Annotated in this window: 10 protein-coding genes and 3 pseudogenes; 2 read left to right on the forward strand and 11 right to left on the reverse strand. The window is 37.3% G+C overall.

All coding sequences use genetic code 11. The annotated features are described in order from the left end of the window. Positions 1-139 precede the first annotated feature (139 nt). The 8 genes and pseudogenes from MHH66_RS23105 to MHH66_RS23140 all read right to left on the reverse strand — a co-directional run. Positions 140-1,708 (reverse strand): amidohydrolase, encoded by a 1,569-nt coding sequence (locus tag MHH66_RS23105; RefSeq protein WP_063218486.1) that lies wholly within the window; start codon positions 1,706-1,708, stop codon positions 140-142. Positions 1,709-1,796: 88 nt separating this feature from the next. Further along, a complete protein-coding gene (locus MHH66_RS23110; RefSeq protein ID WP_063218487.1) occupies positions 1,797-2,228 on the reverse strand; it encodes a VOC family protein in 432 nt (143 codons plus the stop codon). Positions 2,229-2,330: 102 nt separating this feature from the next. Beyond that, on the reverse strand, positions 2,331-3,917 hold the full coding sequence (mbcS, locus tag MHH66_RS23115) for an acyl-CoA synthetase MbcS (RefSeq protein ID WP_078184630.1): 1,587 nt from the start codon (positions 3,915-3,917) through the stop codon (positions 2,331-2,333). Positions 3,918-4,129: 212 nt separating this feature from the next. Further along, positions 4,130-4,324, reverse strand: a complete 195-nt coding sequence (locus MHH66_RS23120) for an alpha/beta-type small acid-soluble spore protein (protein ID WP_000168891.1) — start codon at positions 4,322-4,324, stop codon at positions 4,130-4,132. Positions 4,325-4,403: 79 nt separating this feature from the next. Further along, positions 4,404-5,618 (reverse strand): tRNA uracil 4-sulfurtransferase ThiI, encoded by a 1,215-nt coding sequence (gene thiI, locus MHH66_RS23125; protein ID WP_002067574.1) that lies wholly within the window; start codon positions 5,616-5,618, stop codon positions 4,404-4,406. A 6-nt stretch (positions 5,619-5,624) separates the two neighbouring features. Beyond that, positions 5,625-6,767 carry a cysteine desulfurase family protein gene (locus tag MHH66_RS23130; RefSeq protein WP_078184631.1) on the reverse strand — a complete coding sequence of 381 codons (1,143 nt, stop codon included), beginning with the start codon at positions 6,765-6,767 and terminating at the stop codon, positions 5,625-5,627. Between the two features lie 426 nt (positions 6,768-7,193). Further along, the gene (ezrA, locus tag MHH66_RS23135; protein ID WP_063218489.1) at positions 7,194-8,903 is read right to left on the reverse strand and encodes a septation ring formation regulator EzrA; all 1,710 of its coding nucleotides are present in this window, start codon (positions 8,901-8,903) and stop codon (positions 7,194-7,196) included. A 248-nt stretch (positions 8,904-9,151) separates the two neighbouring features. After that, a pseudogene (locus MHH66_RS23140) lies at positions 9,152-9,412 on the reverse strand (LysR substrate-binding domain-containing protein); the annotation flags it as partial. On the opposite strand from MHH66_RS23140, the pseudogene MHH66_RS28670 reads away from it, so the two are divergent. After that, positions 9,360-9,488, forward strand: a pseudogene (locus tag MHH66_RS28670) (EamA family transporter); the annotation flags it as partial. The pseudogenes MHH66_RS23140 and MHH66_RS28670 overlap by 53 nt on opposite strands. Before the next feature lie 11 nt (positions 9,489-9,499). Here MHH66_RS28670 and refZ read toward each other — a convergent pair. Beyond that, positions 9,500-10,138, reverse strand: a complete 639-nt coding sequence (gene refZ, locus MHH66_RS23145; protein ID WP_044442170.1) for a forespore capture DNA-binding protein RefZ — start codon at positions 10,136-10,138, stop codon at positions 9,500-9,502. A gap of 147 nt (positions 10,139-10,285) precedes the next feature. On the opposite strand from refZ, the gene MHH66_RS23150 reads away from it, so the two are divergent. Next, positions 10,286-10,765, forward strand: coding sequence for a GAF domain-containing protein (locus tag MHH66_RS23150; protein ID WP_063218490.1), 480 nt, complete (start codon positions 10,286-10,288; stop codon positions 10,763-10,765). A 199-nt stretch (positions 10,766-10,964) separates the two neighbouring features. Here the strand turns inward: MHH66_RS23150 and megL are convergent, their stop codons facing one another. Next, entirely contained in the window at positions 10,965-12,143 is a 1,179-nt protein-coding gene (gene megL, locus MHH66_RS23155; RefSeq protein ID WP_063218491.1) for a methionine gamma-lyase, read from the reverse strand. Between the two features lie 260 nt (positions 12,144-12,403). Beyond that, positions 12,404-13,516: pseudogene (locus MHH66_RS23160) on the reverse strand (RNA-guided endonuclease TnpB family protein). Positions 13,517-13,993 lie beyond the last annotated feature (477 nt).

The following is a 13,993-nucleotide window of genomic DNA, read 5'->3' on the forward strand; positions in this document are numbered from 1 at the left end:
AAACATTTTGGAACAGGACAACAGTATATGAAATTATATCAACGATTTTACCCAAAATATCAATTTACCGACATCATCAACCTATCTAAAAAGAGGAAGCAGCACCAAAATGTATTTTCGGAGCCGCTCCCTCAAATTTTCACACGTCTTTTCTATAAACAATCTTCCCATCAATGACGGTCATTTCTGCCTGTACTTCTTTTATTTCTTCCGCCTCAATTTCAAAAATATTGCGGTCTAATATCGTAAAGTCTGCTTCATATCCTTTTGTAATTTGTCCTCGCTTTCCTTCTTTTCCAATTGCATACGCACTTCCTGTTGTAAATAAAGAAACAGCCTCATATACCGTTAATCTTTCTTCTGGCATATAGCATACACCATCAATAAAACTTCTACGTGTAACAGCACTATATATACCTAAAAACGGATTCACTTGTTCAATTGGAGCATCAGAGCCTCCATTACAGTGTAATCCTGCATCCAGTAACGTCTTCCAAGCATACGCATAACGAAGACGGCGTTCTCCTAGTTTTTCAATCACTGATGGAAAATCCGATGAAACAAAGACTGGTTGAATATCAATAATAGCTGGCAATTGTTTCATTCTTTCAATCAACTCTTCACGAGCTAGCTGACAATGAATAATACGGTCACGTAATCCTTCTGCTGGTGGATGTAATTCAAGCGCATCAATGACATATTCAAGCGATAAATCACCAATTGTATGAATCGCAACTGGCATATGTAAATCTCGTGCTTTTTTCACTAAACCTGCAAGCTCTTCACGTGAGAAAATGGCAACTCCATTTGTTTCCTTCGCATCTTCATACGGTTCACTTAATAAAGCTGTTCTTCCGCCAAAAGAGCCGTCAGAAAAAATTTTCATCGCACCAAATTCAATATAGTGCTCATTTTCATATTCTTTTCGTTCATTCGCTACTTCATGGTGAACGAGTAAATGCGCCTTAAACCGCATTTCTTTTATAACGTGTGAAAACGCATTGTACGTTTTTTGAAAGCCGCCATAATAATTTAAGTCTTCCGTATGTCCGCCAACGAGTCCGTATTGCCAGCAGTCTGAAATCGCTGTTTGCAGAGCACTTTGCAAATACACTCCATCTATTTCGGGCTGAACATGTTTAATTAACTCTTGTCCTTGCTCATATAAAAGTCCTGTTAATTTATTTAATGAGTCACGACCAATTTTTCCGCCCTTTGGATCTTGCGTCGCTTCTGTTATGTTCGCTTCTTGCAATATGTATGAATTCACCCATGTCACGTGACGACAAACGCGCTTTAATAAAATCGGATGTTCTTTAGAGATTTCATCTAAATCACGTACATGAACTTGTTTTGTATCTGTAAAATTATTTTCATTCCATCCTTCTCCGATAATCCAAGATCCTTTTGGCGCTTCTTCTACGCGCTTCTGAACAAGAGTAAGTACTTCGCTATAAGATTTGCAATTTGATAGATCTAGACGAAGCAACCTCTCCCCATGCCCAATAAGATGCATATGGCTATCAACGAGTCCTGGAATCATCGTTTTCCCTTTTAAGTCATATAACTTCACTTCTGAATATCGGTTTTCTAACTCTTCTTTATTCCCTATATGAACAATGACGCCATTTTCAACGTAAATAGCTTCTACTTTTTCATTGTCTTCTCGCATAGTGTAAATGGTGCCGCCATACCAAATTTCTCCCATATACTCGTCCCCCTTTTCCCTTTAGTCTACGAAATTCGTTCGTATAAAAAAAGCACCATTTCGATTAAAAATGGTGCTTTTCCAAAAATTAATTTTGTTCAGTAGGGTTCGTTGTAATTTGCCATTCAATGTTAAATTTATCTTTTAGTTGTCCGTATGCTGGGCTCCAGAAAGTTTCTTGAAGTGGCATAATAACTTCTCCACCTTCTTGTAACTTATCAAATACTTCTTTCGCTTTTTCTGCATTATTAATTTGAATTGCGATTGTTACTTGAGATCCGATTGCATGCCCTTGACCTGGGAATGTATCAGAAATCATAAGGTCCGTATTACCAACTTTTAAAGTAGCATGTAAAACGCGCTCTTTCGCTTCAGCTGGAATTGGGTATTCTGGATTTTCAGGCATGTCACCAAAAGTTTGCATTACTTCTACTTTTGCGTCTAACGCCTCTTTGTAAAACTGTACAGCCTCTTGCCCACTACCATCTAAAACTAAGTACGGATTAATACCTAAAATCATACGGACACCTCTTTTTTTAATTTATAAAATCGAACTTGTGTTCGTTTTTATAATATCATCGTTTTACATTTCATTCAACTATTTACTTCCCTATTTTCAAAATTATTTTGAAGGAAGCTCCATTTCTTGTTTTCTAAGTTCAATACGGCGAATTTTTCCGGAAATCGTTTTTGGTAGTTCATCTACAAATTCAATTTTGCGAGGGTATTTATATGGTGCAGTCAATTCTTTGACGTGTTGTTGGAGCACTGGAATTAATGTTTCTTCGTTCTTGTCTATATTCTCTCTTAATACGATAAATGCCTTCACGACACTTCCGCGAATTTCATCAGGGCTTGCGACAACCGCACATTCTCTTACATATGGATGTTTTACAAGTGCATCTTCGACTTCAAACGGTCCGATTGTATAACCAGAGCTAATAATAATATCATCACCGCGACCTTCAAACCAAAAATAGCCTTCTTCATCTTTTTTCGCTTTATCACCGGTAATATAATAATCACCGCGGAATTGCATCGCTGTGCGCTCATCGTCTTTATAATATTGTTTAAAGAGTGCTGGTGTTTCAATGTGAACTGCAATATCACCAACTTCTCCTACCTGTACAGGAGTTCCTTCTTCATTTACGATATCAACATGGTTTCCTGGCGTCGGTTTTCCCATTGATCCTGGTCTAATGTCCATCCCTTTCATTATCCCAACGAGTAATGTGTTTTCCGTTTGCCCATAACCGTCTCTTACCGTAATATCAAAATGCCTTTGGAACGTTTCAATAACTTCCCTGTTTAACGGCTCACCAGCTGATACAGCGCTATGTAACGCTTCTAAATTGTACTCACTTAAATTTTCTACCTTTGCCATTAATCTATACTCAGTCGGCGTACAACAAAGCACATTCACCTTATTATCGCCTAATAAATTTAAATACGTTTTTGGTTCAAACTTACCATTGTATACAAATCCTGTTGCACCTGAACCGAGAGTCGCTACAAACGGGCTCCAAATCCATTTTTGCCAACCTGGACTAGCCGTTGCCCATACAACATCTTCTTCTTCGATTCCGAGCCAGTTCGGGGCGCTTGTACGTAAATGAGCGTATGCCCATGCATGCGTATGAACAACTCCTTTTGGATTTCCTGTCGTCCCTGACGTATAAGATAAAAAGACCATATCTTCTTTATCCGTCTTCGCCATTTCTAACGTATCATTTTCCGTTTCTAATGCTGTTTTTAAATTCGTCCATCCATCTACTGAACGCTCGCTCAAAACGAATTTTTGAAGAGATTCCACCGCTTCTACGCCGTCGAATTGTCCAATATACGGTTCGTAACTTACAATTGCTTTCACTTCTCCGTGTCCAATACGGTACTCAATATCTTTTTTACGCAACATTTCTGAGCTTGGAATAACGACAAATCCTGCTTTAATCGCAGCAATATACGTCATGTAAGCTTCAATTAAGCGCGGCATCATAATAAGGAGCTTGTCCCCTTTTTGTAAGCCACTTTTTATAAAAGCGTTTCCAATTTTATTCGCACCTTGCATTAATTCAAAATATGTAATCTCTCGTCTATTCCCTTTATCATCTTGCCAAATTAAAGCCAGCTTCTCTTTATCACTCGTATATTTCTCTATTTCCGAAACTAAATTATAAGACGGCGGCGCTAACAATTCCTCTCTCTTCATATAACATCCTCCTTTATTTCTATGCCTCCCTTATATAATAAAGAATTTTCAGTAAATTTTGAACCCTCTTCTTTTGACAATTTTTTTATATTTATGTCGAAATGATGTATGAATGTATAGCGACGATGTTTTTAACATAACGATTCACCGGCAAATAACGACAAAAAGAAAGAGCGGGAGAACCCGCTCTTTCTAAGCCATCGTATATGGGATTATTTTTGGTAACCGCCTAATTGTTGCTCAGCTAGTGAAACTAGACGTTTAGTAATTTCGCCACCAACAGATCCGTTAGCGCGAGATGTTGCATCAGCTCCAAGTTGAACACCAAACTCTTGAGCGATTTCGTATTTCATTTGATCTAATGCTGCTTGAGCACCAGATACTGCTAATTTATTTGTGCTTGCCATGTTGTATCACCTCCTTGTGAGTATAGAGTGTGATAAACAACATGACTTCATGCACATTTGAATGTGGTAATTTATGGGTTTAGAAAAGTTCTTCGAATTTTTCTTCTTCAGCCACTACTTCTACTGTTTGTAATACCATTGTTTCTTTGTTCGCTACAGCCTCTTCAATTAACGGCGCGAAATCGTACTTCGCTTCAAAACGATTTGCTTTCTCACGCTTCGGTTTCGTCGATGGACTTGCTGGTGTAAATACTGTACAGCAGTCTTCATATGGACGAATTGAAATATCATACGTTCCAATTTCTTTTGCAATTTTAATAATTTCTAATTTATCCATCGTAATAAGCGGACGAATAACAGGATAGTTTGTTACTTCGTTAATCGTATGCATACTATCTAACGTTTGGCTTGCTACTTGTCCAAGACTTTCACCAGTCGTAATTGCAAGTGCATTACGCTCCTCTGCAATACGCTCTGTAATACGCATCATCATACGACGCATAACTGTCATAGAATAGCTAGATGGAATTTCTTTATTAATCGTTTTTTGCACTTCAGTAAATGGAACAAGGTGAAGTGTTACACGTTTACAGTATTTCGTTAACTCTTGTGCTAAATCGATTACTTTTTGTTTCGCGCGCTCGCTTGTGAAAGGTGGACTATGGAAGTGAACTGCTTCCACAGATACGCCGCGTTTCATCGTTAAGTAAGTTGCTACCGGGCTATCGATACCACCAGAAAGAAGTACCATTACTTTTCCGCCAACACCAACTGGTAAACCGCCAGCTCCCATGTGCTCACCACACATAATATAGCTGTAACCACTGCGAATTTCTATACGTACATTCACATCTGGATTATGAACATCTACTGTGATATCCTCTGTATTTTCTAAAATGTGCCCACCGATTTCTGGAAGTAACTCCATCGTCTTCATTGGGAAGCGCTTATCAGAGCGGTGCACTGTAATTTTAAATGTTTTCACATCACCTTTTACTTGTAAGAAAGCTGCTAATGCACCTTTTTTAATATCTTCTAATTCTGATGGTACTTTCATTGCTAAGTTAAACTTATGAATACCAAATACATCTTTCAATCTTTCAGAAATTGCTTCATGGTCTTCACCATTTAACTGAATGTACATACGATCATGTGTTGCATCAATTTTAATGTTTGGGAATTTTTTTAATTTGAATTTCACATTATCTTTTAACGTACTTACAAACTTAGAACGGTTCTTTCCTTTTGTCGTCATTTCTCCATAACGAACTAAAATATATTCATATGTCATCATATTTCTTTACCTCATCACTTCATATAATTTTGGCATCGTCTCTTTAACAATACCTTCAAATTGTTTTACTTCTTCCATCGTGTTGTCTGGTGCTAGACTAATGCGAATTGCACTTGTAGCTGCGGCGTGCGGTACTCCCATTGCCACTAGTACTCTGCTCACTTCATTTGCTTTTGAAGAACAAGCAGACTTCGTCGATACATATACACCATGCTCTTCTAAAGCATGAACGACTACTTCTGGTTTTAAACCGACAAATGATACATTTAAAATGTGCGGTGCCGCATATTCAAGTGATGTATTAATCGTTACAGTTTCCATCTCTTTAAAGAAACGGACCAGCTCTGTTTGTAAATTTTGCAAATGAACTATCTTTTCTTTCACTTGTTCCATCGTCATACGAAGTGCTTTCACCATCGCTACAATACCAGGTAAATTTTCTGTACCTGAACGATACTTGAGCTCTTGTTGACCACCTGATAAGATTGGATCTAATCTTACACCATCACGTACGTAAAGAAGACCTGTCCCCTTTACGCTATGAAATTTATGTCCAGATATTGAACAAAGGTCAATATGAGAAGCGTATAAATCAAGTGGTACTTTTCCTATCCCTTGTACATGGTCCACGTGGAATCTTATTTTCGGATAGTTCGTTAATAATGTTCCAATTTCAGCAACGGGCTGAATCGCTCCAGTCTCGTTGTTCACGTGAATAATTGACACAAGAATCGTATCTTCACGAAGTGCTCGTTTTAGATTTTCTACCGATACAACACCGTGCTCGTTAACCGGTAAATACGTTACATCAAAACCGAGATCTTCTAATTGTTTATATGCTTCAAACACAGACGCGTGTTCAATATTTGTTGTAATGATATGTTTGCCGCGCGAACGATTCCTCATCGCTATCCCTTTAATCGCAAGGTTATTCCCTTCCGTTCCACCTGATGTGAAAATAATTTCAGAAGGTTTAACGTGAAGGAGCTGTGCCGCAATCGTTCTCGATTGTGTTAATAGACGCTCTGCCTCTCCTCCAAGCGAGTGGATAGAAGAAGGATTACCAAAATATTTCCCTGCAACCGTTACGTACGATTGAAGCGCTTCTGGATATGGCTTCGTCGTCGCACTATTATCAAAATAGATCATCGTTCTTCCCCTTTCAGCGCTATCACATCATATAATCATATCACAAATACGTGTAATTACGCTAAGACTACTCAAAGGTTCCGTTTTTATATAAAAGTGTACATTTCCCCCGGCCATTTGCAGGCATACTGAGTGGTGAAGATTAATAATCAGTGGTGGATGAAACCCCATCACTTATGGTTTCACTTTATCCCGCATTAACGGGCAGTAAGACTCCCACCTCAAAATTCAGCTGGAGCAAAGAAGTTAGGTGGGAAATCCACTGCCCGTAAATGCCCGATTGGTTCAACTAATAATCAGTGGGGGGATGGCCCCCCTCCCACTAATTAAAGTTTCACTTTATTTTGAAACGAACAACCTTACTGTATTCCGCTATTCATTATAGCAACATCGACTTCAAAATTACACAAAAAAACAAACCCTTTATTAAAGGGTTTGCTCATTGTCTACATATTCAGCTATTTTTTGAACAACACCAGGTTCAAGTTGCTCTAATATAGAAGCCGCTTGTTCTAAAGCTGCATCGTATTGATATTCACGGAATAATTTCTCCGCATAATTTAAGCTTTCTGCAAGATTCTCATCATGACTGCGGTATCGGTTACCGTATTGAATTAGTTTTTCAACTAAATAAGCTTGTCCAATTAATTCTTCTGTCATTTCAGATACACCATTCACAACTGTGTATGCTTCTTCTAAACTGCTATTTACAGTATTCATATTTAACGGCTTTACTTCTAATTGCTCATATACAGCCTGCATCGCCATTTGCCCTTTTTGTAAATCTTCCATAATACTCTCTGGAAGACCTGGTAAATTCGACTTTTGCATAAAACGTTTCGTCTCAAAAATTGTATTTCGCATTTCTTGTAACTTCTCACGTGCTTCAAATTCTTCTTTGCGCATCGTTTGCAGCATTTCTTTATATTCTGCATGAAGTACTTTTAAAGTTTCACATTGCTCATAAACCTCTTCTAGTTCCTCACGAATAATAGAGAATGCAATATCTTGTTCAGCAACGCGTATTTGTAACACTTCAAAACGTTTCATTAAAATATGCATTTGCTTTTCAATTACTTTTTGTGACTCAATATCTTTGTCTTGTAATTGATAACTTTGTTTCACAAGTTGTGTTTCTATTTTCGTTTCAATTGTTTCTGTACGAATTTCTTCTAAATCTTCATAAACAGACAGTGTTTTTTGCTCCACATAATGTTTCGCATGCACTTCTTGTTCAAGTTGATCATAAAAACTGTCTAAACGAGTTTTTAAGTTCTCTACTTTTTCTGCTGCTTCTGTTACATGAAGTTCCTGTATATCCATTAAACATGTGTGTAGTTGTGTCGTCATATCGCGGACTTCTTTAGGGATTTCCAAATACTCTAATACATAGCCTTGTCTTATCATATCATCATGACCTTGTAATAAATCTTCCAGCTGAACTGGTAATGTCGCTTGACACTCTACCAATAAATCCGGAATTTGATGAATAACGATTTCTAAACTTGCTAAACCTTCTTCTAAACTAATAACAATTTCTCTCGCTTTTAAATAATCACCATTATCTGTTGCCTCTTCAAAAGTTTTGAACTTCTCGGATTCAACATCTAACATCTCTTCAATTTTTTGCTCAGCTGCTCCATACATGTGTCGATGAGCAAGAACGCTCTTTTTCATACTACGATATGTATCACGTAACCCTTCAATTTCCGCGCTATTTTTCTCATGGCTTTCTAACAGTTGCTGTAATTCATTTAAAATGTCTGTAATACGATTATCAGCGTCATCTAAACCACCTATGGATTCTTTCATCGCATGCTTTGCTTTGCGGAAGGAGAATTGCGAGGCGAATTTTCGCGCTTGCCCTAAATCTTTTTCAGCTTTCGGAAGAGTTGTTGATACAATTTCATCCCACTCTTCACGCCATTTACCAAACAGCTCTTCTGTTTGACCTGTCATATTTAAATCTTTTACCCGCTTTAGTTCATCTGCCACAGGTTTATCTTTTATCTCTTGTTTCCACTGCTCCAGTGCTTCAATATCTTTATATGAACGATTTCTTATCACAAGCTCTATCATGAGCAGCACTAGAATAGAGCTTACTACAATGATAACGATCGTCAGGATAGAATCCATGCAAAAAAGCCTCCTAGTTATATCTCTTTTTTTGTCCGTTCCGTTTATGAAATGGAAGGCATTATGTATAAAAAGGGAATTCCCCTATATTTAACAACTAACAATGTTCTAATCATACCATGTAATGACGTGTTTTTGACCTAGTTTTTTTTAAAATTTCATGTTTCTTTACATGTGATTGTAATATTTCTTAATATTACACTTATTCCATTATCCGTCCTCAAATGAATGCAATAAAGGTAAGACTTTTACGGGCAGTTAATGCAGGATAACGAGCTCTCTTTCATATGAGAGACGAAATAAATCTTTCGCATTAGTGGTGGTTCTACAGAAATCGCACGTACGTTACCTTGCATTACGGCTTACTGTAAAGCGGTTTCCGGAAGCAATGTTATACCAAGTCCAGCTCCTACCATCGCAATTATTGGTTTCGCGCCCATACATTGAAACACATTCATAATCATTTTCCTTACATCACATATTTCTGGGTATACAATTAGCTGTTCATTAACAATTATTGCGCTAGTATGCAACAATTTATGGCAAAGAAAACAACATATAAAAATCCCCACCTCAGTTCGTTAGGTGGGGATTTTTCACATATGAACAGCTCTTGGTAGTTCATAATACATACTCGCTTTATATAATGTTCGTTCCATCCATTGCTCAATTTCCTTCGTATACATTTCTAAGAAAAACGTCTCAGACGGAAATGAGTGTAGCACCTCTGATATATATTGTGGATATAAAAACGGCATATTTATCATGCCTTTTAATTGCGTCATAAACATTGTAAAAGATATTTTTTTAAATTCTTGCTTCATTTGTCCTTGTTTAATGATTTGCTCTATATAATATCTTTCTCTAGAAAAATAAACGGTCATCACTTCACGAATTAATGTCGTATCAAGCGAAAGCTCTCTATAAAAAAAACGTGTCAGTTCTCTATTATCAAATTGATATCGTAAAATCCCGCGCACCATTTGCACCATCACATCTTTAGCCGATAAATATTCTCTCTGTTCAAATGACGTTTCAATTACGTGAATATATCCTTCTAAAAAATCAGTAATAAGCTGTTCTAATAACCCTTGCTTTCCAGCAAAATAATATGAAATATTCGCTACATTCACATCCGCTCGCTTTGCAATGTCTCGCACTGATGTCCCGTCATAGCCTTTCGTATTAAACAACGATATTGCCGCATCAATTACTTTTTGTTTCGTCTGTTTCATGCGCTCACTTCCTCTCACTGAACAGCTATAGTTTAAATTTCTTGACTTTTAAGACAAATTCCTTTAATTTTCTATCGACAAAGTCATGTGAAATACATCGTATTTTGCTATCGTTTTACATATCTCGCTAAAAAGGGAGTTGTTTCCATGTTTACAAAAGAAAGTTATGCAGGATCTCGTGAAGAGCAATATGAGACAGTAATTAAACAACTGGATGCATTATTAACTGGCGAACCGAACGTAATCGCAAACTTATCAAATGCGTCCGCACTATTAAATCAATTTTTAGATCGCGTTAATTGGGTTGGCTTTTATGTAACAGAAGGAAATCAGCTTGTTCTTGGACCATTCCAAGGGATGCCAGCTTGCGTGCGTATTCCGTTCGGACGTGGTGTTTGCGGCGTTGCAGCTGAAACAAAAACAACGCAACTTGTAGCAGATGTTCACCAATTCCCAGGACATATCGCTTGCGATAGTGCCTCTAATTCTGAAATCGTTGTACCGATTATGAAAGAAGGAAATATCATGGGTGTGCTTGATATTGATAGTCCTGAAAAAAATCGTTTCGATGAAGTAGATCAGCACTATTTAGAAAAGTTTGTGGAAACACTCCTAAAACATATTTAATAAAGAAAAGAGTGAGCTATCGATTACGTACGTAACGTACGAAACCGATAGCTCACTCTTTTTTATCCCGCATTAACGGGCAGTAAATTCGGTGAATACAAGGAAGTTAGGTGGGAGATAACTGCCCGTAAAATCCCGATTGGTGAGGGCTTTTAATCAGCGGGGGATGGACAAAACCCCCACTGATTAAAGTTTCACTTTATTGATTACTAACAGTAGATATCTTCTTTAGTGCCTGTTCTAAATCAGAAACGATATCTTCCCATGATTCTAAGCCGACAGATAGGCGTATTAAATTATCAAAAATACCCATTTCTTTTCTTAGTTCAGCCGGAATAGCTGCATGTGTCATCGTCGCTGGATGCTGAATTAACGTTTCTGTATCACCTAAACTTACGGCAATTGTAATAAAATGGAGGTCATTGATAAACGACTGTGTTTCCTCTTTCACGCCTTTAATTGAAAAAGAAATAACGCCCCCACCTCGTTTCATTTGCCGAGATGCTAATTCTCCCTCCGGATACCAAACACCTTCTACTGCTTCATGATTTTTCAAAAACGATACAATTTTTTCCGCATTATCACAATGACGATCCATTCTTACTGCTAATGTTTTTAATCCGCGTAACAATAACCACGCGTCAAACGGCGCCATAATACCGCCGATATCTTTTCGCATCGGACGGATTTTGTCAGCTAACGTTTTCGTTCTACAAATTGTTACACCCGCTACAACATCCCCGTGACCACCAATATATTTTGTCGCACTGTGAACGACGGCGTCACAACCAAGTTCAAGAGGTCTTTGTAAATAAGGCGAACAAAACGTATTATCAACAATAACAAGCAAATCATTGCGCTTCGCTACCCCGATTACCTTTTCTAAATCAATTAATTTCATCGTTGGATTAATCGGTGTTTCAACGAAAATGAGCTTTGTATTTGGACGAATTTTATTTTCAATATCAGTCCCTGTCTCCATATCACAAAACGAATGAGTAATCATAAATTTCTCTTCTAATACTTCTAAAAAACCGTACGTACATCCATATAATCCATTTGAACAAATAATATGATCTCCAGCCTTTAGAAAACCGATTAACGTTGCTGAAATGGCTGCCATACCTGAACCGAACGCCAGCGCTTCCTCTCCACCTTCTAAAACAGCCATACGTTCTTCAAATAATCTCACAGTTGGATTCCCAAGCCTTGAATAAATATAAGATGGATCTTCTCCCGCAAAACTCGCTTCTCCTTGCTGTGCTGTCTCAAACGTAAATGTAGAAGTTTGAAATAAAGGTGGTGTTAAACTTCCTTTATGTTCCTCTGATGTATAACCGTGATGAATTAACGCTGTCTCCATATGCTTCTTTTTCATAAAAACATCCCCCTTATGTCTTTATTTCCACATATCCACCAGTAAAAAACTGATGAACGTTTTTACTACATTTTATGTAAGCGTTTTATTTGTGTTTCTATCTTTTCTTTTATATTGTTGTGAACTACCCACCACTTAGCATCTCTTGCGAGCTTACTTGAAGTGAGGGCTTCTCGGTTACTCGTTACTTTTGATAGCTAACGAATTTGTCTTAGGACAGCTGAGCTATCCCCCTTGTTCCAAAGGTTGTTTCTTACTATTTATATCCACGCTAATAACCGTATGGCTTCCTTTTTGATATTGATAGCTGCGTTATAGTCACGACTTATTTTTAGTCCACACGAACACTCATACGTGCGTTCAGATAATGATATTTCTTTTCTGTTTCCACAACGACTACACATCTTTGTAGAAGGAAACCATTTATCTATTTTTACAAGCTGTTTTCCTTGTTCTTGTAGCTTATATGCTAAAAATGTCGTGAACATCCTCCAACCGTTGTCCGCAACACTTTTACCCAAGCGAAGTGCTCGTGACATTCCTTTTATATTTAAGTCTTCTATTGCTACAACGTCAAAATGAGTGGCCAATTCTCTAGACTTGTGATGAAGGAAATTTTTACGTTGATTTGCGACCTTTTCATGCAACTTTGCTACACGGATACGTTGTTTATTAAAGCGTGCTGAACCTTTCACACGTCTTGCTAATACTCGTTGTGCGCTTGCTAATTGACCTAACATCTGACGATAAAAACGAGGATAATTGGCTTTCTCATCTTCGCTACTCACGTACAATTCAGCCATTGCGAAGTCTAATCCAATCACACTTTCTACTTCTTTTTGAACGATTTCCTTTTCATATTCAGTCAAGACAGACACGTAATATTTACCAGTTGGTGTCATCGAAATCGTGCATGATTTGATGATATGTTTTTGTGGTATCTCTCTATGTTGCTTCAGTCGCACCATTTTCAGTTTCGGTAATTTGATATAACCATGAAATAACATAATATTTCCGTTTACCATATTCGTTGTGTAGGATTTTCTACTTTTTTTACTTTTGAATGTAGGAAAATCATTTTGACCACTAAAAAAATTCTTATACGCGGTTTGCAAGTTTAGTTAAGCATTTGCTAACGCTAATGAATCGACTTCTTTCAACCATTCATACTCTACTTTGTATTTCGCAGGAGTAGACAATTTTTGTTTCTTTAGTTCTTCCTTGTTCTCTTTGTACTTTTCATATACTTCTTTCCATTCAGTCAGCATTTTGTTATACAAAAAGCGTACACACCCAAAAGTTTTACGTATCAGATTTGCTTGTTCTTCTGTTGGATACAGACGAAATTTGTACGCCTTATTACGCTTTGTCATATTAGTTCATCTCACTTTTCGCCTTGATTTCCCATAAACGGTTCTACTTTATCTGTGGCGGTGATAACACAACATGAACACTGCATTATTATTATCTAATTTCATTGTTATACCAAACTTTACCTCTTATAAGACTGATTATATCAGAAGTTAAATGAATAAAAAAACAAATTTTTCTGATTATTACAATCCAGAATTCATCTCCCACCTGCCGTTGGACTATCATCCTTCAGGCGCTTGAGAAAGAGACTTCTTTTTGATAATACGTTAAATTCCTTCTTGTTCATTTCCAAAATTTATCTGCATAAAACAAAAAGGGAGTCTCTTGACGAAACTGTAAGTAAAAGATATAATAGCGTTTGTGTAAAATAAAAAGGCAGCCTTGTAATGTGAGTTTATCGTTTGTATTTTGTTCCTCTGCGGAGGTGTATCTCGTAACTCCCTGCTGCTGGAGCGAAGGTACATGAAAACAAAATA

The organism is Bacillus sp. FSL H8-0492 (genome assembly GCF_038006145.1).
Classification (GTDB): Bacteria; Bacillota; Bacilli; order Bacillales; family Bacillaceae_G; genus Bacillus_A; species Bacillus_A mycoides.